The organism is uncultured Nitrosomonas sp., assembly GCF_902826915.1.
In the GTDB taxonomy this organism is placed as follows: Bacteria; Pseudomonadota; Gammaproteobacteria; order Burkholderiales; family Nitrosomonadaceae; genus Nitrosomonas.
The window spans coordinates 37,415-62,146 of sequence record NZ_CADEGP010000007.1; the positions used below are offsets into that span (position 1 = coordinate 37,415).

Genomic DNA, 24,732 nt, shown 5'->3' on the forward strand with positions numbered 1-24,732 from the left:
CTTTGTATTCTCGTAGTTTTTAGACATATCCGAAACAATTAAAGGGATTAGAGAAAATGATCAAATAGAGCCTTTAGCTCCATACACTATCGCTCAATTGACTTGTCATGATACAAATACTGGTATCGATCAATTGTTAGGTGCTTTTTGAAGTAAAATGCAAAAATAGCCGAGCACGGTGACGTAATCCTCGGCTAAGTAGCGCCATATCTAATTGGTTTAATGGTTTCACCAACATTAAACCAGGTACATAAGCTACTAAAACAAATGTAAGCGCCCACCACGCCCCCAATTTATCTTCAATTACCCAACCGATAGCAGCCAGAAATATAGCAATGCTAAGACCGCGCATAGTACCAAACCAGTCAAATTGGATGCGACCAGCCTGATAATTTAACCAAAATAAAGTCAGACTATTCATTAGCCACGCACCTAGCACGATTCCGCATACCACACCCATCAGTCCCCAACTTGAGCCAATTATTACCGCCACTGGTGTTACTACAGACAATATGCTGAGATTTTTTAATTGGCGCGTATACGGGAAAATCTGCATAATCATAACAACCAATTGACCTTGACTTGTTGCTCCCAAACCAAGCAACATAATCACCATAACCATGCCAGCATCCATGAAACGTCCACTACTTGCCAAAGCGATTAGTTCATTGCCTGCAACACTTAATGCTGCCATGCAAATAGCAATTATTAAAAAATTACTCTTCCACAATAAGGCCATTCCTTGTTTAACCACGTCAACCTCTCCCGCTACATAGCGAGATATCAGCATAGGTCGAATAATGTTTGCCAACAACTTGGCAGGAAGATAGCGCCCAGCAATTAGCAACAATTGCTGCAAGAAAGCAAACATCCCAGCGATCTCAAGCCCTAAGGTTCTGGCTACAAGAATACGTAGTGCACCAGGGTTAGCAACAGCCCGAAGAAGATTAACGCCCGCCATGTGCCATGCAAAATCAAATACCTCACGCGCGTTTACATGGAAATCCCCCGCACTTTGTATGTTGCGCAGTTTTCGTACTAAGAGAAATTCGGCTAATATCAAACAAACCAGTGAAACGATTAGATCCATCCACAGCAACTGTGCGAGCGACAAATTCTCATTAAATACTAGAATTGCAACACCGGCCAAACGCCCAATTGACATTAATGAATGAATCAATTGAGCCCATCTTTGCTCTAAAAGAGATTCCAACATTTCAGTGGCGTAGCGAAAACCAATGACGGTAATGATCAACCCCACCGCAACTAAAGTTGCATCTTGCTGAGGCACATTAAAACCCAGCCATGCAGAAATATCTGGCCAGAAAGCAGTTATTAGCGCGGCCCAAATTACCATGATGGCAAAACGAATTAAAGTCATCCAACGCACAAACCATTTTAATGCACTGGGTGCTCCTCGTAATGCTAATTCTGGCAAAAATCGTCGCACTGCCTCAAGCATGCCTAAAGAGCTTAGCGGCGCCATCATTTCCACCATGCCCCACAAAACCATGTAAGCCCCGTAATCAACAGGGGATAATAAGCGAACCAACCAGATTATAAAAATGAAAGAGGCAATGGCTTGTGCAGTTCGCCCTAGTAGATAATGCAGTATAGCTTGACGAAAACGGTTGCCGGAATAAAGACCGGAACTATTCATGCTGTCGATCCAAGCAATTTCTTGTATTGTGACTCTACTAAATCGGCAATAACATTATATGTACGATACTCTCGCACCCAGTCTGGTCCTTTTGATGCCAGCATCCGTGCACGTTCAGGGTCATCTAGTAACTTACAAACCTCATCGACAAAGGACTGCTCACCCCACGGCACACAACGACCAATTCCACTCGACTCCATCACTTGACATTGCTCAGGATGCTCATTAGCAACTATGCATTTAGCCATGGCCATATATTCGATAAGCTTTGTGGGCGAAGTGGAAAGTAACACAGGAACAGGATAGAAAGGCGAAAAGCAAATATCAGCTTGTGCAACCAGTTCCCAAGCTTTCTCCATAGGCATAAAACCAGTCACTGTTACAGCTTCTGACAATTTCAATCGAGATACCTCCCTCTCTACTGCTTGACGATCGCTTGGCAACTGACCGTCGCCCACATATAGCAAACGGGCGTCAGGATAACGCAAACGTACTTGCTGCAGCACACGCACCAGCATCTCTGATTGACGCAGCTGCATAATGATTCCGAGGTGCAATAACAAGGGTGAATGCACATTTGGGGCTTTAGCATCTTCCGTTTTACCTACTTGATCGACGCGAATACCCATAGGAACGGCAGTCATCTTAGCAGGAGAAACACCCTCTTGTGCAACATCATCTTTCATTCGGTCACTTTGCACAAAAATGTGATCTGCCAATGGCAGGATTACCTTATAAAGTAAATTACGGATAATCTGACCTTTGAACCAAACAAGTCGATGATGTGGCACAAGCTTGTTATGGGCTTGGTACAATTTAGATTCGGCGAACGGATACGACATCCAGTAAATAAAGCGGGCACCCGTCAAGCGGGCCGCCAACCAAGCAACCAAGCTGGCAAAAAACTTATCGCGCACTTGAATTACATCATACCGATTCTTGAAGGCGAGGAACAAAATCATTAAATCACCCTGCATACCCAGCAAGTTGTTCAGTATTCGACCGAACAATCCCTGCCGTTTGCTCCGCGGAGTGAGATAGACAGTATTTTCCAACCAATCTGTAGGTGATGACAGATTGAGTGCATCCGTCCCTCTTTGTATCAACCAATCAATTTGATGCCCGCGGCTTGGCATCTGTTTAGCGAACAATTCCACCACATCTGCACGGAATGGAGGAAAGCGATCCTCTACAATGTAAAGCATCTTCATAACATCTTTTCGATTAACAGATTACAAGAATTCAGCATACTAATTTCCAATCCTTAATTCTTCATTTTTATTCTATAAGCAAAGAATTACCATGCTTTTCCGATTAATTAATTTACCGAGCACGCAAGTTTTCTGGCTTAATTTATTGCTTAGAATTCACTCTTCACTAGACTTATTAAAACATTAGAGCATTCGGCCAAATATATTTGAATTTAAACAAATTCTACACGCCAGGTTAAGTTGACACACACAGCGCCAATGGCGCAAAATATTCAATCATATCAACACAGTAAATTCAGACTACCATATTACACCAACCTATTACTCTTCTAAATGAAAGTTTGAGGCAGAAAAGACAGGTATTTGTTAGCTTACTTCGATCTAATTTTACACAACTAGCCTAGTTACACTAATTCTCAACAACCAAATTAATTTTCTAACTCAGTTTGGACAGAACCACTAATTCATGTATCGACACAAATAATACTCTTTAGGAAACACACAAAATAAATATCTTGCCAAACAGCTATATTGCCTGATTTCTAGGCGCTTTAACTTTTAACCAGCACGATAGATCTAGTTGCAAAATATCTTGTACACGTAAAATATCGTCCTGATAATATCTTAGCCATTGTTGTTGCACATCCACCGCTAATACTTCTGCAGGCGCAAGATTCTTATCTCTAATTCGCGCAAGATGGTTTCTAATAAAAGGGGGAGTATATCGACGTAACCCAGGTATACGCTTCAATGCACTCAAACCATCATGTAACCATGGGAACTTAGGGGTGCCACCGGGATTGAATCTATATTCAGTATTTACCTGAAAAGTTGGATCGACGCCGATAAAATCAAACAACTCAGACATCAATGTTCGTGGGTCATTGATAAGATCATCAAATAACACAAACTTAAGTTGATCATGACTAAACATCTGCCGATAGCTTTGAATTGCATCGGCATACATGCTAGCTTTTACCCAAAAAGCATCTTCAGTAAAAGCTTCTGAAGGTGATTTTGTTTCCTTCCCCGAACGAAGTCGCATTAGATAATGCGAATAAGCTCGCCCAACTGGATTTCGTAAACACGCAATCATTTTAATAGTCGGCACTACTTCTTTCATTCTTTGCAAAGCAACAGAGCTGTATAAATAATAAGGAGATACTTCTCCTTTAATTTGATCAGCCCGAGCATCTTCAAAAAGTGACTCATACCCGGCAAGATTGGATACCATAAACTGCTGGCGATTCATTTCAGAATGTGCTTTATTATTTGGATCAAAAGCAAAAAAATTGGGTTCTTTTACTTTTGTCATAAAAACATTAGGGTGCTGGCCAAAGTAATGATGCAATGAAGTTGATCCCGCTTTAAATGCGCCAATTACCACAAAGTCAGGTAACATATTAATAACTCTCACTTAGTTAATTTATAAGTTATACCAAAGAATTATTCTAATCAGAGTACTCCGCTACAGACAATAAAACTGTCTTATTTTTAATCAACACAAGAAGTATAGACCTTGGGGCAAACCGAGTTCAAACCACCAAAAGGGTCTCTCGCTATATCAGGCCCATTTAGTAGTTCAAGCACCTTGGAATAGTATTTCGGATTGCGTGTCCAGAAAATATAATTGGATTTCAGATTATCTCGTGCGAAAGCAAATATTTCTGGAACAGTTGGCACACTACCTGCACCATCATTACGAGTATTCATATAATTTTTGTGCATCACCTGAGGAGCTAAGGGTATGATTCCTGAGAGTTCGGGATAAAAATGATAAATGCCTCTTGGTGCATCTCGCACAGCATTACGATTCAACCCCGGCTCATCTTTAAAAACATCCGGGCCACTTAATGCCGTTCCTATTTCTTTTAGTCTCCTCACAAATGACTCTAGGATTGGGTGGGGGTAATTCACTTCCTGGATCGTCATAGTATTTGGAAAATAAGATCGCATTTTCTGGTGAACGCTAAGCAAATTTTCATAGAATTTGGACATCTGATGAGCGGGCTGGGAAACGATCGGTTCTCCATACGCAGTTTCTATCATGCCGATACCCTCAAAGTATGGATGAGAATTGTAACGCTCCCCCATCACCCTAAATAATTCAACCAAACGATCATGCACCTGCGAATTCCATAATGCAATATTGTATCCTCTTGGTGCCGTGCTGCCGTAGCTACTATAAGCAAACTCACCGCCATCATATTCACTTGTCTTCAAATAATCTGGCACAAGCTTCCCCGTTGGCTTCCCTATTGGAACAAATGACTTTGTTTGCACCTGAATGACAAGACGTTTTCCTATTGCAGCAAGTTCAGCAAGCCGCTGATCAATCGATGCAAAGTCATACACACCTTTTGCAGTTTCTAGTTCCGCCCAGAAATAGCGAATTTGTATCCCACGCAATGCTGGCGTTGCTTTGAGCTCCTTATATACTTGTGTCATATATTTCGGGTCATTTTTACCTAGACCTAAAATTGTATAGTAATGTCCTGGATGCCATTTCACTGGATTAGCTATTGTGCTATGACTAAACAAGAAAGCGCTTATGGTGAAAAGCAATACAAGTCCGGCGGAATGCTGCTTTTGTCTAACCGCAATTAGAAAGCTAGGTTTTATTAATGTGCTTATGGCACTCATAGCTTTCATAAGTATTTTAAAGTTTTTATATACAGATCTCATCTCAATTTAATTAAAAGTTGAACCAATTTAGCGACGTTACTTGCTATGGAGTGCGAATAACAATTTGTGAGGAGGTATACAACAAAGAACTAATTGATACGCTCACATATTTTTCTCACAATATTCATAATAGTGACATCGCCATGGTAGCCGATAATTTAACCAGAATCTTTTGACTTCAGCGAAACCAGCTTATCTAACGTAATTGATCTTGATCAGTCCTGCGACGCCCCCCAACTCTGCCAAGGTAATTTCTTTAGATTAAGCTGCTGCAATAATTCGTTCATATCATCAGCCAATTCTTCTTGCAAATGTTTTCGTGTATCTTCGCGCATCGGTGGAACAACTTGTCGCAATTCAATTTGATTATGGTTTCGACGTAAATTGCGGACTAAATCATTATTCTTAACTGCTTCGACAATTCTCTTTCCACCCACATATCGACCAATTTTTCCAAATTGTTTGAGCAGCTGATCCAATTTAGCATTTTTAACAACAATACTTTCATTCACCTTTTTCTCTAAAAACCAAGACTGATGATCCTCATTAATGCCTAAGAAACGATATAAATTACGTGCTTGTATCTTAGGATTATCGCGAATATCTTCTTGAAAAATTACTGACACTTGATTCTCTGGGAAGATTTCCAGCCAACGAGCGAGGTGCTTAGCGTAGCGAGACTGTTCTACATACATTGGGTTATTGGCTAACCCATCTTCGAAACTTAATTTCTGGCCGGAAAAATATCCTTGTCTTACCACGTGCAAATGGTTGGAGTAGGCACGTTCGATTGGGTCTCGCAACAATAGCACGATCCGCATTTCTGAATTGTATAGAAAAGCACGACTGGGTGTATCGCTGTCAGCAAAGTACGAAGGTGAAATCTCTCCTTTGGCACTTACCGCACTGGCACCCCCTACTTGTTTCTCGTACCACTGATAGCCACGACCATAATAAGTTGAAAAAAAATCGCTTTCCTTACCTTGATATATCGCCACTTCCGGGTGATCTGATAGAACACGATGCACCCATGTAGATGCACACTTTTGCGCACCAACGCCTATAAAATTGATTTTCATATTTAATTTATTTTAGGAAATAAAACGACATCGATATGACAATCAATGGCCAAATGAATAGCCAAACAACTCAATGTCGCGCGAATATAACTTAGCCACGACCTCAGCGCTAGCATCATTGTAATAACTACGGTAATCTCCTTTCAGGCTATGATTTATCTTTAATAAATTAGTCGCCACTCCCAGTCTTTCGGCCAATATTTCAAAATCGCTCTCCAAGGTTTCGAATCTGCCAATAAAATCTACATCAACTTTGCCATTCTTGTCGACTACATATTCCCATTGTGGAATAAAATGCAAAACGCGGTAAATGTCAGAAGATGTCAATCCATGCATAATGAAATTCTGGAAACTATCAAATTTATCCAGATATTCACGTGCCCATGCTTTATCCTGTTCAGTTAAACCTCCCTTCTTTAAAAAAACATAAGCAGACACTAATCGATCCCAAGGATTACGCACAAAAGCAAACTTAAAATAATTTTTATAACTTTCAGTTCCAAATATCACTTGATAAGTTCGTGCTGTAAGGTGTCCGCCACCTAAACAGCCGAAGAATGCTTGACAAACTGATATACCGGCAGTTTTGGGAATATGTATAAAAATACATTGCAAATCGTCATACGGTTTTAAGGAATAGCCATCACTATTGATCTGTTGTCTTAGTGCTTTGTATTGTCTCCGGCGAGTATATCCTTTGATATCTTGGCGCACTCCGAAAGGGATTATTTTTCCATAAACCTCTTTGAGCCATCCTTGCATCAGATTTCCTTGAAAATTGTTATAAAAAATATCTTTTTAAAAACATAACTGATCATAATGTTTCTTTAGTATATGGTACTTACAATCCCTTGTTGTATGTCGCGAGCATTTAGTAAACTCTCATTTGATTCATTAATAGCTTAAATTAAGCTGAATGAGTCAGGTAATCGCATCTCGCGAGCAAATCTTTATCAGTCTCCTTGCATAACTCAAGAATCACCTCATTTATTTAAAAATCTCGACCAGTATGCCGCCTGACCTAACATCAGCATCATAAGAAACTGAATCGGGTTCGAGTACAAATGAAAGTTCTTATAAGGCATTGTTAGAATTAACAAGAACAATCCTACCGCGCCTATCCTCAAAAAAATACGATGAATTTCTGGAATAACATCATGACCAGCGGCACGTTCCGAAGCTTTTGCTCCGAGTAGTAATATGAAGAAGAAAACCAAATGTCCCAAAATACCTATCTCCCATAATAATATGAGGGATGAAGATGTATTTATCTTATAAGGGAAACGATCCACTAATTCCCCTGTTCCGATTCTACTTTCATAAGTTGCTCCCATACCGTAACCGAATAAACTGTGTTGCAAATCGCCACTGCCGACGTTAATATTCCACCAATTTAGTAAAAGATTTACACGACCCAATTCACGACCATCATATGTCTCCGTCTCAGGATCTAAGGCTCTCATCACCCGATCATAAGTTGAAGTAACTTGATTCTTCTTGAATGTATGCGTTGAGGCATCTCCATAGTGAAGTTTCTCATAAAATGTAAATAAAACTCCAACTAACAAAACAGCGCCCATCATAACAGCAATAAACTCAACAGGTCGCTTCAGCAGCTCTTTACGATAATACAGGCCTATAACAACTGGAAGTAGTATGACGGCTGCTTTAACTTCCGCCAAACCAAGCGTAAGAAGTCCAAACAATACAACTAAAACCACCTTTAAACCAGTAAGTTTTCCTTCACGCCATAATGCAATCGCAGTTAGCATAGCAATCAACAACATAATAGCCATTGCGGCACTATCCCCTCCACCCTCTATAACACCATGAAATGTGCCTATCACAGCATCCCACGGTGACGATCGCGCACTACTTGGAACTACAAAAAAATATTGATAAATTGCCATCGGAAACTGTAGGACGGCTACAATCATGAGAGCCTTCCACAATTGCATTATCATTTTCTCAGATGTTAAGCCAAACATGATAACCAGCATTAATGGCCACATGAGAAGATAATACCGTGATGCATTTATAAATTCAGAAAAGTAAGGCTGATCAATCACAGTAGAAAAAAGCACCAGTACAACTAAAATAATGGGCCCCCAAAGATCACCAGAGAATGACACTGGCTTTATACCTGTTCTAGCACGTAACAAATGAAGCAACACTGGTAATAACAATGCTGCACTTACCAAAACCGTAAACCATTGAAGCTGTGAAAAACGAAGAAAATAGGCGCTTGGTCCAGTGACCAGAAATGCCCCCCAAAATAATATCCAAACTGTCCAAGCAACTGGTGCAGCAAGAATAAAAAAAACACCAAATAAAACCAGCAGAGGAATCAGAAGAATTAAGTTTCCAGATGCAGCAAGTATGCCACTAAGAATTGATAAAATCAGTACACTAAATAGCAAGAAGACAAAAGTTAGCGTCTTGGAATTTAGATTATTATTAAAAAATCTGGATGATATTTCTGCTTTCATAATAAACAAGGTCTACTTAAATCTCACTTAATTTTGTTGTATACATGAAAGCTTGACCAAACTCATGTGCCCACTATTTTTACACGCTGGACTTGTTGTATTTCCTATTTTAAAGATTATGGATTTATGAGCCAATGCCGCCCCCATGCCTCCACTATCCCTACTAGCATCCATAGATATACTACTATGCTTGAAAAGTACCTATTAACCTTACTCGTTCATTAACATTAACAGCTAAAAGCAGATCTTGAATAAAGATAGTTTGCAGTTGATAAGCCGCATCATTATCATTATCTATAGAAGAAATTCTCACCAAAATGCCGTCTGGAATATTTCCTGTCAAACCATAACGCAATTGTTGCAATTTTTGATCAAATCCTGGTAAAACAGCTTTATTGCCAACTGTAACCCAATATGTAATTGGCTCATTTCGATTACCTTTGGTAGCTAATAAACGCTTAATCGGTAATTTTCCATATTGAGTAAGTAGCTCTCCAGGAAAAACCTTCTTTATCTCGAAACCCTGAGCGTAGTAACATACTTCAGGCTTATGTACCGATAGATTATCGCTCTGATCTCCCCCGTAAGCCACTGAAAGCATAATGCGCTCACCTTGGGAATTGACATAAGTTCTGGCTAGTGTTTGGTTATAAATTTTGTCCAGATTAGCTTGAGTTTCGGCGTCTACTTGTAATGGAACAATTGTTCTGTCGATTTGCCAATCTCCAAACTCGTCAGGAATCATCGTTTCAAGATTGATCTTTTCCTGTTGATCAGCAATTTTCTCGGTGGGAGTAAAGGCCATTGTTAAAGCACCTGATGACACCATCAACACTCCAATTAATATATTAATTATTAGAGATTTATTCATTAACATTCTCCTTTTTTACTGATGGCACTAAAGAAATGTTGTTTTATAAAATAATTCTTAAATATTTTAATTCACATCTCTACAAGATACTAGAAAAAATATAATCATTTAATAATTAGATATTATTTATTGGTTTAACAATATTGACAGGCTGTGCTCGCGAAAAATACTGCAATAATCCGTCTACTCCAAGAATCAGTACTAATGCACTAATAAATAAAACCATGCCAGCAAACCCATGAAGGAACCCTTGTCCCGCAGCGTCACCATAGTGGTAAGTAATCAAAGTAAGTACCATAACGCGAATAACGTTAGCAGTAAAAGAAATTGGTATTATAAGAATAGCCAATGCCGCGTTCCGAAAAACTGAAGTATGATTGACAAGATTCAAATAAAACAAACCTAATGCCTCCAAAGTTAGCAATGTCTGTAGTCCCGCACATGCATCAGCCACAAGAAGTTGATATTGACCAATTTGCAAAATCACACCATTCCTCGCGATAGGATAATTTGCCCAAAACAAAATATTCTCCGCCACATACGAAACTGCCATCTTCATTGGCATAGTAAAAAAACTAACTATTGCGCCTGGCAACGGAATCATAAATAACAAAAAAAACAATGGGAACCACATGATTTTTAGCGCAATATAACCACGCTTAATAAGTAATATCGCTGCTAGAACCAGAATAAAAGAACCAATCTCTAATATTAATATCTGCTGAGAACCGCCAATAATGTAAAAAGTTAAAGCGACAATAAGAATGACCCACCCGAAAGCTGAAGTTGATTGGGCGTCACTTTCTTTAATCATTATTTTCCATTTTCGGAATATAAGCCACATTGAAAGTATCAAAATAATTGGCCCGTGAGCCTGCTCTTCATTTGTCCATATCCCATTTGCCAAGCCATAGAAAGTAGGAATATATAAGGCCAATAAGCCTAAAATGATAGGCCACCAGCTTAGTATCTCTGGTTTAGAGCTACTTAATTGATATGAAGGCATGATTAAATTTATCTACTAAAAATCAATTAGTACTGAGCCTACAATCTCAGCACCACTATATTTTAGTTGTTCACTCATAGCGTTGATATCAGTTAAGCGAGTATTGTTCTTGTGTGCAACTATGAGTGCGCCATCGGTGCGAGCAGCAATCGCAAGCGCATCAACTCCATTAGAAAATGCTAAAGTATCATAAAGAATAACATCGTACTGACTCGCAAGTTGATCATTCATTTCGTCGAATGAAGAACGATTAAGGAGTTCCAAAGGATTTGGTGGCAGCGTGCCCGCAGGCAACACTGAGAGATCAACAAATGAATCTATTTTGGCAATGACCTCAGACACATTAGCGCGAGCAACCAGTACATCAGACAAGCCTTGTTTATTTTTCAAATTAAAAATCTCATGTTGCTGCGGGCAACGCAAATTGGCATCGACTAACAATGTCCGCTCACCAAGTTGAGAAAACACTACGGCAAGATTCGCAGTAAAAAGACTTGCTCCTTCATTCGGGTTACAACTAATTATTGCTAGTGCTTTACGCTCGGAAGTAAACCAACGTAGCATTAATTGACTTCTTACTGCGCGAAAAACTTCAACCTGAGTGCCAAATGGTTGATATGCAACCACCAATTCCGGCGGATGATTTCCTTGTCCAGGTAATAAATACGGATAATCGAATTGTTGTGCCAATACTAACTGAATATCTGCTTCAGTAATTAGGCCTAACTTTATTGCCGCATCACCAAAGCGCAAACCACTTTCTTTCTGCAATCGTAATATACGCTCAGCTTCAACAGGCGTAATTTTCCCCATATCCAACAAAATGTGCCCGATACTAAACTTACGTACAGCAGCCGCGTTTGTAGTCATAGAGCCGGAACCGCTCAGCTTCTCTGTTTCTAAAGAATCTGGAATGCTCATTTTCTTTCCTTTAAAACTTTCTGAATCTTTCATCGTAGCAATCGAGGCAATGCTAATTGTAAGCGCCTTTGTTTTGGAATGCCCCGTTTTATAATGCCCAGCACAGGAGCATGGAGCACATCTATCAAATCCTCTGCTGAGCGCACACGACGATCAATCATCTCTGCAAGTAATCCAGCCCCTACCCCTAACAAAGTTCCCAAAAATGCTGAAAGAACTAAATTGAGTAGTAGCTTAGGGCTATCTGGCTTATCCGGAATTTTTGCTGTATCAAGTATAGAAACACTTGATAAGTTAGATTGTCCCTCAAGAGTCGTTTGATTTAAACGTTGCATTGCACTGTTATATGCTTGCTGCGCACCTTCCACATCTCTTTCAAGAATTTGAAGCTCATCTCTCGAACGATTCAATGTTAGTATTTTTGTTTTCTGCTCTTCAAGAGCCTTGCTAATCTCGGCCTCCTGATTAACAGCGCTTCTATCAGTAAAATTTATGTGCCTACTAAGCTCAGATCTAAGTTTGTCAACTTCTGCTTTTGCTCCAATGTAACTGGGATGATTTTTTCCCAATTTTTGAGAAATATCAGAGAACCTTGATTCGGCTTGCGATAAATTTATTTTAAGATTGTTAATGACCGCATTTCTAGTAATACCAAGTCCTCCGCTTTCCCGGTTAGTGCCGTCTAACTTTGAATCCGCGCCAATCAGATCCGCTTGCGCCGCCACCAATTGACTGGCAAGATCATTCAAGCGCTTTGTTTCAATATCAAGTCGATAATCCGCATCAACAATTCCTTCTGAATGTTGATATTGAGATAGCTTCTTTTGTGCAATTTCCAATCTGTCACGTAACACATTCAAATGATCAGTAAAAAAAGATGCTGCTTTTTGCGAAGGTTCAACGGTGAGGCGTATACTTATTTCTTGATATGCATTTGCAAAAGCATTGGCAATAACGGAAGTAAAAGCAGGGTCTGCTCCTTTAAAACTAATACGAATCACACTACTATCACGCGAAGTTTCAATTTCCAGATTTTTAAGTAGTAAAGCAGCCAACCATTCACGCATTCCCAGAGAAGAATTACTTTGTTTATGCTGGCTTACAACAGCTTCATTTTGATCAAGTCGCAGTTGATCAACCACCATCAATGCAGTTCTAGAGCTTTTTATAATGTCCAATTGCGTAGCCATGTAACCTGTGATTTGCTGAGGTGACATTATCAATCCTGTCACAGGATCTGCACCTTTATGGGCAAGCACCATTACAGCTGTTGACTTGTAGCTCTTTGACATTAACAAGCTAACCAATAAAGTAGTTGACATCGTCACAACAAGTGTCAAGAGTATCAGTTTATGGCGTGCTAATATAATAAGAAAAAATCGAGAAAAATCCATGCGTATAATCCTATTTTGAACCCCATTAAGTTACACTATTTACTTCATAGGTTAAATCGAGAAACTCTAGATCAGATATCAGAACAGACTTTCTTTGATATAAATTACATCGTCAGGCTCCACTAAATCACTCGATTTGAGAGGTAAAATCTGTAGATTTCCCGCTCCGTCGCGGCGCTGAATCCGTAAACCACGTTCGGTACCTCGAGTAGTTAATCCACCGCCCACCGACAACGCCTGCATAACCGTCATGTTGCGCTCAAGCTTATATACTCCAGCACGTTGTACTTCACCATAGATATAAAAACGAGAAGCTCTTTCAACATAGACTAGATCATCACTTCTTATGTTCAAATCACGAGCCAAATTACCAGAACGAATCATCTCCAAAACATCAATTACTTCTTTAACATATTGGTTACCATTCGAACGAATCAGAGTAATCTGATCGGCCCCATCAGGAACAATCCCTCCCGCCATAGCCAGAATTTCGGTCAATCTGCGTTTACCTTCGATTGGATATCGCCCCTGGTTACGCACATAACCAAGCACAGATACCATTTGACTTTGTAACGAAGCGGTAATGATATTTACTTGTGGTTTACGTAAAATATCTTTACTCTCTAGCAGATTAACTATCTTCCTTTCCGCTTCAGAAGGTGTTAGTCCATCAATAAATATTTCGCCCAGCAATGGAAAAGTTATATTTCCAGCCTCACTTACTTTTACTTCAGTTGTCATGTCCGGTTGACCAAATACAAATATTTTTAATGTGTCCCCTGGCCCCAAAGTACTTTCTTTTTTCTCTCCGGCAGCTGCATTAGCGACACCAATCATCGAAAGTAGTGCCAAAACCATAATCAATAACTGCCCTTTCTTCATAATATTTTCCATTTATCTATATCCTTAATTTATTCTATGTCAAATAGATTAAATATACCTTCAGCATAAATATGCTTATTTTAACCCTGAAATACCACGTTCAATTGCTCCTTCAGAAACTGCTCCAGATGGATTGTCGTTGCTATCCAAAGTTTCAAGAGAAATTATGGGTAACTGATCACCTGATTTCTCTATATTAGGTTCTGGTGCTTCTTTCGCATTTAGATATTCGATCTTTGCCGAAGCGCGTAAACGCGCAATTTCAGCGTCTGTTTCTTCTTTATGTTTTTGATTGATCAAGAATCTTTCAATCTGTGGTGCCGCAGCAGTTTCTGAAACTGAATTATCTTTAATCGCATTGACTGAAATCAACACACTTTTTCCTTGTTCATTAATAATAAAAATAGTGTCTTTGCTTTTCTCACGTAACATTGATACTAACTGCAGCGGAAGATCAGCACTACTTCGTGTTGCCAAGCTGCGAAAATATTGGATTTTATTTTTATCAAGCCAATTTACTACTTCGTCTACAGACTTTGCTCCATCTATCATTTTCTTTAGTTCTTCACTAACATCCTTAGTTGCTACTCGCACTGTAGTTAAATCAAACTGTTTTCGCTGTGCAAACAACTCTGGGTTTTTCCGATAATAATCCTCGATCTCAGCTTTAGATGGTTTTGCAATCTTGCTAATAATTCCTTGTAAATATGCTTGTGCAATTACTTGAGCATTTGCACGTTCACGTGCCTGCATCACTTCAGGTGAACGATCAAGTTTATTTCTTATGGCTTCATCTACGATCAACTGACGAGCAATCAGTGATTCCAATAATTTCTCGCTAGCGGCTTCATACTGATCAGCGCGGATACTACTTCGCCTTATTTCATCGTTAAGTTGAAGCATTGTAATCTCGGAACCATTAACACTAACTATTGATTGCCCAGATTTTTTTGCTTTAGGCTCTTTATCGCAAGCAGTAAGAGCGAAAACGGTAATAAGCGCCACCCCTATTATCGAAATCATCCTTATATGTGCTACTGCCATAGTATTTTCCCCTTTATTATTTATAATGACAATTTCAATCAAACTGCTCCATATATGCTTAACATGACAAACATTTCATGGAAGAAATATAAAAATAATCAAATACTTACACACAAAGAAAGCCAAGAATTATTTCACGCTAGCTACGACAATTCAATTTAAAACTTTAATGCTTATTACGAATAAGATATATATTAATATATTCAAAGAGAAATCAAAAATCGTAAATTTAAATAATCTATACAACTGTAAGTGGCATAACATTAGCTACGCTTTTATTTCTAATCACTCACATCAAGAAATGTAAGTTTGAATCCACAGAGATTAATCCTGATTTACTAACATCATCTTACATCAAATTTCATCTCGAGTTAGTGTATAACTCTATTCTGAGACTTCTAAGAAATATTAAAGTAATAAATACCCTAACTATTACACCTTATTTTATTCTCCATAATTTGGGATGTGAAGTAATGGCCAGAGGATCGATGAGCTAAAAAGTACGCGAATTATGTTTTTTCTCTGGGATATGAGAGAAGTAGTCGAGCGAAAGGACCCTTAACACTGACCATTGTGATTTATTGAGCAGCTTTACTTATCAAACGAAAATGAAATTGCAAAATATTTTCTCAGGAATTCCTAAAAATTTGGAACGTGAAATTTTCGATATTTTAATCAAAAATGATACGCTAACAATTGAAAGAATTATTTCGAAAGGCCAACAATCGTCTTCTTGGCATGATCAGAAAGAAAATGAATGGGTGATGGTTCTCAAAGGAGAAGCTGTACTTACTTTTGAGGATCAGACTTCTGTGCCACTTAAAGAAGGAGATTTCATTAATATTCCTTCGCATAAAAAGCACAGAGTCTCATGGACGGACCCAGAAAACGAAACTATCTGGCTTGCTATTCATTACTGATAACATATTCACATCGAATCTGGTTATCATAAAACCTCCAGTCATACACCTGAAGTTAATAGTGAATCGATAGCAAAGTACTAAAAATTATTTGGATGGTTGTTTATTGTATTTTTGACGAAACTTCTCAACTCTACCCGCAGTATCGACAATTTTCTGCTTACCCGTATAAAACGGATGACAAAGTGAACACACCTCAATATTTAAAGGTTTATTCATAGTCGAGCGCGTATTAAACACACTACCACAGCTGCAAGTTACAGTTATTTCATGATAATCTGGATGAATCTCTGCTTTCATTGCCAATATCCTTAATATTCAATCCCAAAGGGAAACTAAAAGCCGCGTATTATCCTTTAATGTTTGTATCGGCGCAACTATCAGTCTTTTCCTATCTATGATAGAACAAATACCTTGACATGATACTCAGCACGATTACAAAACACAAAACTGAACCCGCGCAGTATTCCCCTATACAACTCAATAGGCTCTGAACATTCACGACGATAGGATACATCTATTGCCAAAAGCAGCATAATGCTCGCATCGCACAACCCATTGTTGTCTCACTTTTTAGCGAAAAAACGACCGCAGGCGACTAATATTAAGCTATTTTTTCATAATTAGAAAATTAAATTTGCACTCTCTTACTCAAGTAGTTTGTGCTGAATCGCATATCGAATCAATTGCGCATTATTTTTCATACGCATTTTTTCCAAAATGCGTGAGCGATAAGTACTAACGGTTTTGACACTGAGGGACAGTTTCTTGCCTATGGAAATTAAAGGTTCTCCAGAGACGATAAGTTTAAAAACATGGAATTCCCGGTCTGAAAATGCGGTATGTGTCAATTTCTCTGAACCCACAATCGGATTAAACAGGAGTTTCTCTGCGAGCTCGGGATTAACATATTTTCCTCCCTTGGAGAGACGGCGCACCACATTAATGAGCTGATCGGTTGGACTATCCTTTGTTATATATCCAGATGCTCCAGAACGAATCGCTCGGATCGCGTATTCATCTTCAGGATACATGCTTAACACCAGCACACATGAAGATGGATTTGCAGATAAAATTCGTTTCAGAACTTCTAATCCATTCATGTCCGGAAGGTTAATGTCTAGCAAGATAATATCCCAATCGCATTCCTTGGTCTTTTTTATAATATCTTTCCCATCAATCGCTTCTGCAACAACTTCAATATCATCTGTTTCACTGAAAATTCGTTTAAGCCCATCACGAAATAATGTGTGATCATCTGCAATCAGTACCCTAATCATCTGTTAATTCTCCTGCAAATGCGGTCAAGGTTAATGGTATTCTAAGTATTACAACACTGCCCTGTAACGGTGTGCCTGATATTTCAAATTTACCGCCAAGTTGTTGTGTTCTTTCATCCATGCCGATAATTCCAAATGACTGAGGATTTAAAATCTGTGATTCTGTAATACCAACACCATTATCTCTAATCGTAATAACAACATCATCTTCGTCTTCTAGAAGCTCTACATCAACTTTATTTGCATGTGAATGCCGAGCAATGTTGATAAGTACTTCCTGGATAATTCTAAAAATATTGGTTTCGTAGTTTTTATTATGACAAGATAAATCAGATATTGCAGATTCCAGTGTACAAACAATATTTGTCCGCTGTTCCAATTCACGCACCAGCCATTCGATGGCACCCAACAACCCTAAATTATCCAATACATTAGGGCGTAAATTTACCGAAACCCGACGCGCAGTATCGATGGCTTCACCCGTTAATTGATATAACAATTTGATTCGTTCGCGTATGGGTTCTGCAATTATTTTTTTAGAAAGCCAATCCAAATCCATTCTCAGAACTGCCAAAGTTCCGCCAAGAACATCATGTATTTCGCGGCCAATCCTAGTTCTTTCCTCTTCTCGCACATCTTGCATATGCGCGGCCAATCGACGTAGATTTTCAACCATCTGTTTATGTTCAGTAACATCTTCTATCATACATAAATAACATATTTCATCACTCGCCATGACTTCAAACTGCACAATAGAAATTTCAATCCAGATAACTGACGCATCCTGACGAAGAATTCTTTTTTTTATCTTACAACTAGCTAGATCATTGACTAGAAATAGTTCAATATCATAATAATAAGACTGCAAATCATCTGGATGAATAATATCCGCATGACTAATATTAATAAGCTCCTCCACATGCCTACCAACAATGGATGCATATTTCGGATTCACATCGTAGTATTTTCCGGTTTTCAAATTAACTAATGCAATACCTAAAGGGGCTTTTTCAAAAATTGTCTGAAACCGATTCTGTGCCTTCCTATTACTTTCCTCAATCCGCTGTCTTTCAATTGAATAGCGAATCACCCGTGCAAGCACACCTTCAGTAAGACTGCCTTTCACGAGATAGTCTTGTGCGCCGGCTTTTATCGCTTTGATTGCAAGCTTTTCATCATCCCTAAAAGATAAAACGGCAATCGGTATACTTGCCGCATGTTTTCGCAATTCATTTATGGTTGTAATTCCATCACTATCGGGCAAAGTGAGGTCTGATAATATTAAATCAAAAGATTCTTTGTGAATTAGCTCTAATGCAGAACTTAACCGCTCTACATGAGTCACCGTCACCTGATCACCCATTGCATACTGTAGATCACTCTGCACCAGTATCGCATCAGTCTCATTATCTTCAATTAATAAAATATGAATCTTAGGTACGATCATCACACATCAAGGCTCATAGAGCGTTGAAGTAGAGAACCAATAATCATTGATCGAATTTGCTATTTTTATACAATCATCAAAATCAATCGATTTTTTAATATAACCATTTGCATGGCTCAGATATGCAGATCTCACATCTGCTTTAGTTTTAGATGAAGTATAAATAATGACAGGTATGCTTTTCAAATCAGGATCATCTTTCAGTTCTTTTAATACTTCCAATCCGCTTTTTCTCGGCATATTTAAATCCAGCAAAATGATATCTGGATGAGGCACATGACAATATTGATCTTGTTGGCTTAGAAACTCTAATGCATACGCACCATCTTCAGCTACATACACCTCATAGTTCTCACCACATAAAGCAAAAGCTTCTTTAATCAACAAAACATCGGTAGGATTATCATCAATCATCAAAATGACATTGGGCTCAGTACTATTTTTAAGATGCATTGTATTTATTTTATTTTGGGGATTGTGAAATAAAATGATGAGCCTGCATTAAGTTTTGAATTGACCCATATCCTTCCTCCATGGTGTTCCACTACTTTCTTACATATTGCCAAACCAATCCCCGTACCTGCATAGTCTTTGCGACTATGTAATTGCTGGAATACTCGAAAAATCCGCTCTCGATATTGTTTCTCTATGCCAATTCCATTATCCGATACTAAAAAAATCCATTCATCTGATTTTTCTTTTACACCAATATGGATTTTAGGTTCATGAGCTCTTCGAAATTTAAGTGCATTATTGATTAGATTAGAAATTAACTGAATAAACTGAAAACGAATTCCTCTAACAACTGGAAGCTGATCATGCGTAATGATCGCGTTACATTCGCTAATGGTAACTAATAAATCTGCTTCTACTTCTTTGAGCAGTTGCTCACAGTCTATTTTCACAAATTCTTGACTAGCGTCCACCTGTGCATAGGTTAACAAGTCATCAATAAGCTGTTGCATACGATGGGTGCCGGCCACCGCATGTGAAATCAAATTATTCGCACGTTGATCCAATTGCGTATGACAGTATTTATTGAGCAATTGAACAAAGCTGTTAATAGCCCTGAGCGGTTCTTGTAGATCATGAGTAACAACATACGCAAATTGTTCCAGCTCATCGTTTGACCGTGCTAATTCTGCAACTTGTTTTTCCATTCTTTGCTCCAGCAGCTTGTATCCCGTCACTTCGTTCAGTATCGCAACGAATTGGTACGGCAATCCGACATCATCAAGAAAAGGCACAATTGTCATAGCAACCCAATAAAATGTTCCATTCTTAGCACGATTCTTAATTTCCCCTTTCCATACTTCTCCTTTCGTAATAGCGCTCCATAAGTCAAGAAAGAAGTCTTTGGAGTGATAATCGGAATTAACAATTCGATGATCTTGCCCAATTAATTCATCGAAAGAATACCCAGAAACAGTGCAAAATCTTTCATTGACATAACTAATTTTTCCTAAATTGTCTGTGATTGCCATGATCGCATGCTCATTAAATGCGCTTTCAATAACGTTAGCTGAATCTAGCAATACTGTTTTTCTATCCAAAAGTCGATTTCGCTCCAACCATAAACCCAGATCATCGGCTATGCTCTGTAGAAAGATTTTATTTTCATTTTCAAACACAGATATAACATCAATATCTTTAGAATATATTCCTATCTGCCCACAAATTCTGCCATTCGTCATTATGGAAATAGAAAATTTATGATCCAGTGTGTGTAAGACACGGCTCTCTCCGTAGCTTTCATCATCAATGTCGATAAAGGGAAAAATTTGGCTGGGTGAATACCCTATCATTTTTATATTTTCTATCAACTTCTGGCACAATTCGTCAATAAAGTGAATTCTCAACATGTCATGTGAGCTTTCATACAAGCAAGCCAATTTAATCCATTTCAATTGAGATTCTGTTTCAGCCATATCTTGCAAATCTAAACCAAAATAATGTGTTATGAACTGATTGAGCGCTATAAATCACAACTGTTGAAATCAATTTAATTTCAATGCCGCGCAACCTATTATTTATCGGATCAACTAAATTCATTAGGGATATTTTTTAATCCTGCCAGATTCTTTATGCAATTTGTAAGGTTTTGAATATTATCTGACATTTGATATATTTTCAGAACTATAGAGGACTGTTAGAAATGAATCAAGCTATGAAGTGAACTGGCGCTGACAGCCAAATACTTGCTAACATCTGATGAACACATTTTAGCGATACCATGATTACTTATTACAATGATTTTTTAATAATCCAGTAAAATATGGCATGCATGAACTTTCGCTCGCTGAAAATTTATTACAGATTATCGAGGAAACCGCGACCGAGCATCAACTTACAAAGGTTAAAACTGTATGGTTAGAGATTGGTAAATTGGCTTGCGTTGAGCAAGGGTCATTACGATTTTATTTTGATGTGATAACACAAGACAGCATCGCTCGGCAAGCCAAGTTAGAAATCATAGAAATTGCTGGGCAGGCAGTATGCACACAATGCAGTCGCAGCAGCTTGATTGCGAGCTATTATGAGGCCTGTTCACATTGTGGCAGTTATAATACATTGAAAGTCACTCAAGGGCGCGAAATGAAAATCAAAGAATTAGAGGCTGAATAAAGAGGATCAAATGTGTACGACTTGTGGATGCAGCACCGGACAAACACGCATTAATGGAAAAACGATTCAATCACTTCATCTTGAGAAGCCAATTCAGTTTCGTCCACTGAGACATTCTAATACTCGCGATCACACTCCATCATTGCCGATTAAAAACAACTGCGCCTCAGAAACGCTTGCTTCCGGAGCAGGTATCACCACTGCACACGCACCCGGCATGAGTCAGGCTAGAATGATCAAAATAGAACGCGACATTCTGGAAAGAAACAACCAATACGCCAATGAGAATCGCCGTTTTCTATCCAAGCAAAACATCCTCGCACTTAACTTGCTCTCCAGTCCTGGTTCAGGTAAAACTACCCTCTTAGTCAATACTATTCAAATACTTCGTAATAAATTACCGATCACTGTAATCGAAGGCGACCAACAAACCGATCATGATGCCGCACGTATTCGTGAAACGGGTATTTCAGCAACACAAATTAATACGGGTAAAGGTTGTCACCTGGATGCATTTATGGTGCAACAAGCAATGCAGCAAATATCGCCACAACAAAACAGTCTTTTGTTTATTGAAAACGTAGGTAATCTAGTGTGTCCATCCAACTTTGATCTGGGTGAAGCATATAAAATAGTTATATTGTCGGTTACCGAAGGTGAAGACAAACCACTTAAGTATCCTGATATGTTTCATGCGGCTGATCTAATGCTGTTGAATAAATGCGATTTATTACCATACTTATCTTTTGATGTCGATTTGGCAATTGAATATGCGCACCACATTCATCCCGGTTTACCAGTGATTCAAATCTCAGCTATGCAGGGCAGTGGCATGCAAGTCTGGATTGATTGGATTGAAGCTAACCGTCTTGCACTTCCTTCCACAGTCCAATACAAAACATAAACCAATTCGACACTTGTTTAACCAAATAGACATTATTATTCCGTTAGCAATCAGTGGGCCCGCTATTCTGGCTTGTGGAGCCTGGTTAAAGAATACCGTTTGTCTGACGCAAGAAAACATTGCATATATCTCACCGCTTATCGGAGATTTAGCAACAGCGAATACCCGACAACTATTAGATCAAACCGTGTACCGCATGTGTAAAAACTATTCGATTCAACCTGAACTGGTTGCGCACGATTTACACCCAGACTTTTACAGCACTCATTTTGCTCAAGCTTTTGCTGAGCAACAGCAACTCCCACTACTTGCCGTACAACATCATCACGCTCATATTGGCGCTATCTGTGCTGAGCATCGACTTACTCAACCGGTAATGGCTCTAGCGTTGGATGGTGTAGGATTAGGAATTGATAACACCCCTTGGGGTGGCGAGTTGTTAATGGTGGACGGCGCCCGATTCGAACGGCTGGGCCATCTAACAACATTAGCTCTGCCAGGAGGGGATCTAGCAGCACAAGAGCCTTGGCGTATGGCTGCAGCTGCGCTAGCTCATTTAAATCGTAGCGAAGAGATTACGCAACGTTTTGCTGATCAACCCGCTGCCACAATTGTAACCAACATGCTGACCAAAAGCTTGAATTGCCCACAGACTTCTAGCATGGGAAGGCTATTCGACGCTGCAGCAGGCCTTCTCGGTGTCTCTTTCACTCAATCCTATGAGGCACAAGCAGCGCTTCAATTAGAACGATTGGCTGCACAACATGGATCGGCACTTGCCATGACTAATGGTTTCCGAATCACAGAAAAAAATAACTTGGATTTTTCTCCGTTATTATGGATTTTAATCGATAACCATGATTTAAAACAAAACCTTCCATACGCTGCCGCTCTATTTCACGCCACGTTAATTGAAGGGCTAGCAACTTGGATTAAAATAACCGCAGAAAAACATCAAGTTTCCAATCTGGCATTCGGTGGCGGTTGTTTTCACAATGCGGTGCTGCGGCATGGTTTAGTCAAGCAATTGACCACACCTGACTTTAATTTATTTTTTTCACAACAATTACCACCTGACGATAGCGCTATTGCTCTCGGTCAAGCTTGGGTAGCATTGCAAAATATCCGTTCATAATATGGATCAACTCTTACAATTAAAGGTTTAATAATGAGCAATTATGTACAACGCTTCCTGTTGGAAAATTTGAATATACGCGGCGCGGTCGTGCATCTCGATTCCGTCTGGCAGGAAATATTATCCGGACGCAACTATCCTCAACCGGTCACACAGCTGTTAGGTGAAATGAGTGCAGTTACCTTGTTGCTGGGTGAAAATCTTAAACAAACTGGGCGTTTGACCATTCAATTAACAGGTAGCGGACCCGTCTCAATGCTGATGCTGGATTGCACTGAAAGCCTACACCTGCGTGGCATGGCAAAATGCGAACAAACCACTGAAGTACAATCAGTTCCCGACTTACTTGGCCATGGCCACTTACTCCTTACGCTCGACATGCCATCAATGCGCGAATCTTATCAAAGCATCGTTCCACTTGATGGTAAAACTGTTGCTGAAATTTTTGAACATTACTTCAGGCAGTCCGATCAATTGCCATCGCGCTTATTTCTAGCCACTGCTAACAATGCTATTTTTGGCTTGTTGCTGCAAAAACTGCCGAACGCTGATTTGCAAGACCCTGATGGCTGGGTGCGTGCCGAATCTTTGGCAAATACAATCCATGATCACGAGTTATTTAATTTAACCGCAGAAGAAATCTTGACACGTTTATTTTATGAAGAAACCATCCGCATTTTTGATGCCCAGTCCGTCCAAAACGGTTGCCAAAAAGATCCCGTAAAAATTTATGCCATGCTTCGTTCACTAGGGCGCGAAGAAGTTGATTCGATTCTGAAAGAATTCGGCGAGGTCATTGTTAGCGACGATATCTGCAATCGCGAATATCGCTTAGATGCACTGGCTATTGATGCGATATTTCGAGAAGCAGGACCAACAATTCACTGAAACTCAATACAGAGATGGCCTCGCAAATTCGCGACAATTCGTTAAGTGATATGTGCTAAGAACTTTGCACGGTTAGCGTCATGTGCGACGTATTTCGCGAAGCTCAGTTAATCTATTCGGCGGTGAGATACGGTCTGATTGAATCGATGCGACAAAAATATCCGATTGCGCTCATGTGCCGGTCATTTGATGTTTCCGAAAGCGGCTTTCATGTCCAAAGGACTCGCCCGGTCTGTAGGAGCTATAGTCAAATCTGGTGTATGAGAATCAAGCGACCTGCTGTTTTTGATC

General features: G+C 39.3%; 23 protein-coding genes and 1 pseudogene. 6 read left to right on the top strand and 18 right to left on the bottom strand.

All coding sequences use genetic code 11. The features are described 5' to 3' along the window. Nucleotides 1-136: 136 nt before the first annotated feature. From QZV86_RS02245 to QZV86_RS02305, 13 genes are all read right to left on the bottom strand, one after another. The gene (locus QZV86_RS02245) at nucleotides 137-1,660 is read right to left on the bottom strand and encodes an oligosaccharide flippase family protein (RefSeq protein WP_295623652.1); all 1,524 of its coding nucleotides are present in this window, start codon (nucleotides 1,658-1,660) and stop codon (nucleotides 137-139) included. After that, nucleotides 1,657-2,871: a glycosyltransferase gene (locus QZV86_RS02250; RefSeq protein ID WP_295623653.1), complete on the bottom strand. Its 1,215-nt coding sequence runs from the start codon at nucleotides 2,869-2,871 to the stop codon at nucleotides 1,657-1,659. The genes QZV86_RS02245 and QZV86_RS02250 overlap by 4 nt, the downstream gene beginning before the upstream one ends. A 526-nt stretch (nucleotides 2,872-3,397) precedes the next feature. Continuing rightward, a complete protein-coding gene (locus QZV86_RS02255) occupies nucleotides 3,398-4,288 on the bottom strand; it encodes a sulfotransferase domain-containing protein (protein ID WP_295623654.1) in 891 nt (296 codons plus the stop codon). Between the two features lie 77 nt (nucleotides 4,289-4,365). Beyond that, the gene (locus QZV86_RS02260) at nucleotides 4,366-5,556 is read right to left on the bottom strand and encodes a glycoside hydrolase (protein ID WP_295623655.1); all 1,191 of its coding nucleotides are present in this window, start codon (nucleotides 5,554-5,556) and stop codon (nucleotides 4,366-4,368) included. A gap of 215 nt (nucleotides 5,557-5,771) precedes the next feature. Next, a complete protein-coding gene (locus QZV86_RS02265; RefSeq protein ID WP_295623656.1) occupies nucleotides 5,772-6,635 on the bottom strand; it encodes a sulfotransferase in 864 nt (287 codons plus the stop codon). Between the two features lie 42 nt (nucleotides 6,636-6,677). Then, the gene (locus tag QZV86_RS02270) at nucleotides 6,678-7,397 is read right to left on the bottom strand and encodes a sulfotransferase family 2 domain-containing protein (RefSeq protein ID WP_295623657.1); all 720 of its coding nucleotides are present in this window, start codon (nucleotides 7,395-7,397) and stop codon (nucleotides 6,678-6,680) included. A gap of 221 nt (nucleotides 7,398-7,618) precedes the next feature. Next, nucleotides 7,619-9,124: a hypothetical protein gene (locus tag QZV86_RS02275; protein ID WP_295623658.1), complete on the bottom strand. Its 1,506-nt coding sequence runs from the start codon at nucleotides 9,122-9,124 to the stop codon at nucleotides 7,619-7,621. Nucleotides 9,125-9,308: 184 nt separating this feature from the next. Continuing rightward, nucleotides 9,309-9,995 (bottom strand): exosortase-associated protein EpsI, B-type, encoded by a 687-nt coding sequence (epsI, locus tag QZV86_RS02280; RefSeq protein ID WP_295623659.1) that lies wholly within the window; start codon nucleotides 9,993-9,995, stop codon nucleotides 9,309-9,311. Between the two features lie 115 nt (nucleotides 9,996-10,110). Then, entirely contained in the window at nucleotides 10,111-11,001 is an 891-nt protein-coding gene (xrtB, locus tag QZV86_RS02285; RefSeq protein ID WP_295623660.1) for an exosortase B, read from the bottom strand. Between the two features lie 15 nt (nucleotides 11,002-11,016). Further along, a complete protein-coding gene (epsG, locus tag QZV86_RS02290) occupies nucleotides 11,017-11,922 on the bottom strand; it encodes a chain length determinant protein tyrosine kinase EpsG (RefSeq protein ID WP_295623661.1) in 906 nt (301 codons plus the stop codon). A 29-nt stretch (nucleotides 11,923-11,951) separates the two neighbouring features. Next, the gene (gene epsF, locus QZV86_RS02295; protein WP_295623662.1) at nucleotides 11,952-13,316 is read right to left on the bottom strand and encodes a chain length determinant protein EpsF; all 1,365 of its coding nucleotides are present in this window, start codon (nucleotides 13,314-13,316) and stop codon (nucleotides 11,952-11,954) included. Nucleotides 13,317-13,394: 78 nt separating this feature from the next. Continuing rightward, nucleotides 13,395-14,210 carry a polysaccharide export protein EpsE gene (gene epsE / locus QZV86_RS02300; RefSeq protein WP_295623663.1) on the bottom strand — a complete coding sequence of 272 codons (816 nt, stop codon included), beginning with the start codon at nucleotides 14,208-14,210 and terminating at the stop codon, nucleotides 13,395-13,397. A 63-nt stretch (nucleotides 14,211-14,273) separates the two neighbouring features. Then, a complete protein-coding gene (locus tag QZV86_RS02305; protein ID WP_295623664.1) occupies nucleotides 14,274-15,284 on the bottom strand; it encodes an EpsD family peptidyl-prolyl cis-trans isomerase in 1,011 nt (336 codons plus the stop codon). A gap of 566 nt (nucleotides 15,285-15,850) precedes the next feature. On the opposite strand from QZV86_RS02305, the gene QZV86_RS02310 reads away from it, so the two are divergent. Beyond that, the gene (locus tag QZV86_RS02310; protein ID WP_295623665.1) at nucleotides 15,851-16,162 is read left to right on the top strand and encodes a cupin domain-containing protein; all 312 of its coding nucleotides are present in this window, start codon (nucleotides 15,851-15,853) and stop codon (nucleotides 16,160-16,162) included. A gap of 87 nt (nucleotides 16,163-16,249) precedes the next feature. Here QZV86_RS02310 and rpmE read toward each other — a convergent pair whose 3' ends face one another. The 5 genes from rpmE to QZV86_RS02335 form a co-directional block, all read right to left on the bottom strand. Beyond that, nucleotides 16,250-16,462, bottom strand: a complete 213-nt coding sequence (rpmE, locus tag QZV86_RS02315) for a 50S ribosomal protein L31 (RefSeq protein ID WP_295623666.1) — start codon at nucleotides 16,460-16,462, stop codon at nucleotides 16,250-16,252. Between the two features lie 347 nt (nucleotides 16,463-16,809). Continuing rightward, nucleotides 16,810-17,442 (bottom strand): response regulator transcription factor, encoded by a 633-nt coding sequence (locus QZV86_RS02320; RefSeq protein WP_295623667.1) that lies wholly within the window; start codon nucleotides 17,440-17,442, stop codon nucleotides 16,810-16,812. Further along, the gene (locus QZV86_RS02325) at nucleotides 17,435-18,889 is read right to left on the bottom strand and encodes a response regulator (protein WP_295623668.1); all 1,455 of its coding nucleotides are present in this window, start codon (nucleotides 18,887-18,889) and stop codon (nucleotides 17,435-17,437) included. Before QZV86_RS02325 ends, QZV86_RS02320 begins: the two co-directional genes overlap by 8 nt. A 6-nt stretch (nucleotides 18,890-18,895) precedes the next feature. Beyond that, nucleotides 18,896-19,342 carry a response regulator gene (locus QZV86_RS02330; RefSeq protein WP_295623669.1) on the bottom strand — a complete coding sequence of 149 codons (447 nt, stop codon included), beginning with the start codon at nucleotides 19,340-19,342 and terminating at the stop codon, nucleotides 18,896-18,898. 5 nt (nucleotides 19,343-19,347) lie between these two features. Next, nucleotides 19,348-20,817 (bottom strand): ATP-binding protein, encoded by a 1,470-nt coding sequence (locus QZV86_RS02335; protein WP_295623670.1) that lies wholly within the window; start codon nucleotides 20,815-20,817, stop codon nucleotides 19,348-19,350. A 352-nt stretch (nucleotides 20,818-21,169) separates the two neighbouring features. Between QZV86_RS02335 and hypA the strand changes: the two genes are divergently transcribed. From hypA to QZV86_RS02360, 5 genes and pseudogenes are all read left to right on the top strand, one after another. Then, the gene (gene hypA, locus QZV86_RS02340) at nucleotides 21,170-21,514 is read left to right on the top strand and encodes a hydrogenase maturation nickel metallochaperone HypA (protein ID WP_295623671.1); all 345 of its coding nucleotides are present in this window, start codon (nucleotides 21,170-21,172) and stop codon (nucleotides 21,512-21,514) included. A gap of 10 nt (nucleotides 21,515-21,524) precedes the next feature. After that, the gene (gene hypB / locus QZV86_RS02345) at nucleotides 21,525-22,418 is read left to right on the top strand and encodes a hydrogenase nickel incorporation protein HypB (protein WP_295623672.1); all 894 of its coding nucleotides are present in this window, start codon (nucleotides 21,525-21,527) and stop codon (nucleotides 22,416-22,418) included. 13 nt (nucleotides 22,419-22,431) lie between these two features. Further along, nucleotides 22,432-23,553 carry a carbamoyltransferase HypF gene (locus tag QZV86_RS02350; RefSeq protein ID WP_295623673.1) on the top strand — a complete coding sequence of 374 codons (1,122 nt, stop codon included), beginning with the start codon at nucleotides 22,432-22,434 and terminating at the stop codon, nucleotides 23,551-23,553. 33 nt (nucleotides 23,554-23,586) lie between these two features. Further along, nucleotides 23,587-24,441 carry an Hsp33 family molecular chaperone HslO gene (locus tag QZV86_RS02355; RefSeq protein WP_295623674.1) on the top strand — a complete coding sequence of 285 codons (855 nt, stop codon included), beginning with the start codon at nucleotides 23,587-23,589 and terminating at the stop codon, nucleotides 24,439-24,441. Between the two features lie 80 nt (nucleotides 24,442-24,521). Beyond that, nucleotides 24,522-24,732 (top strand): annotated as a pseudogene (locus QZV86_RS02360) (hypothetical protein); the annotation flags it as partial.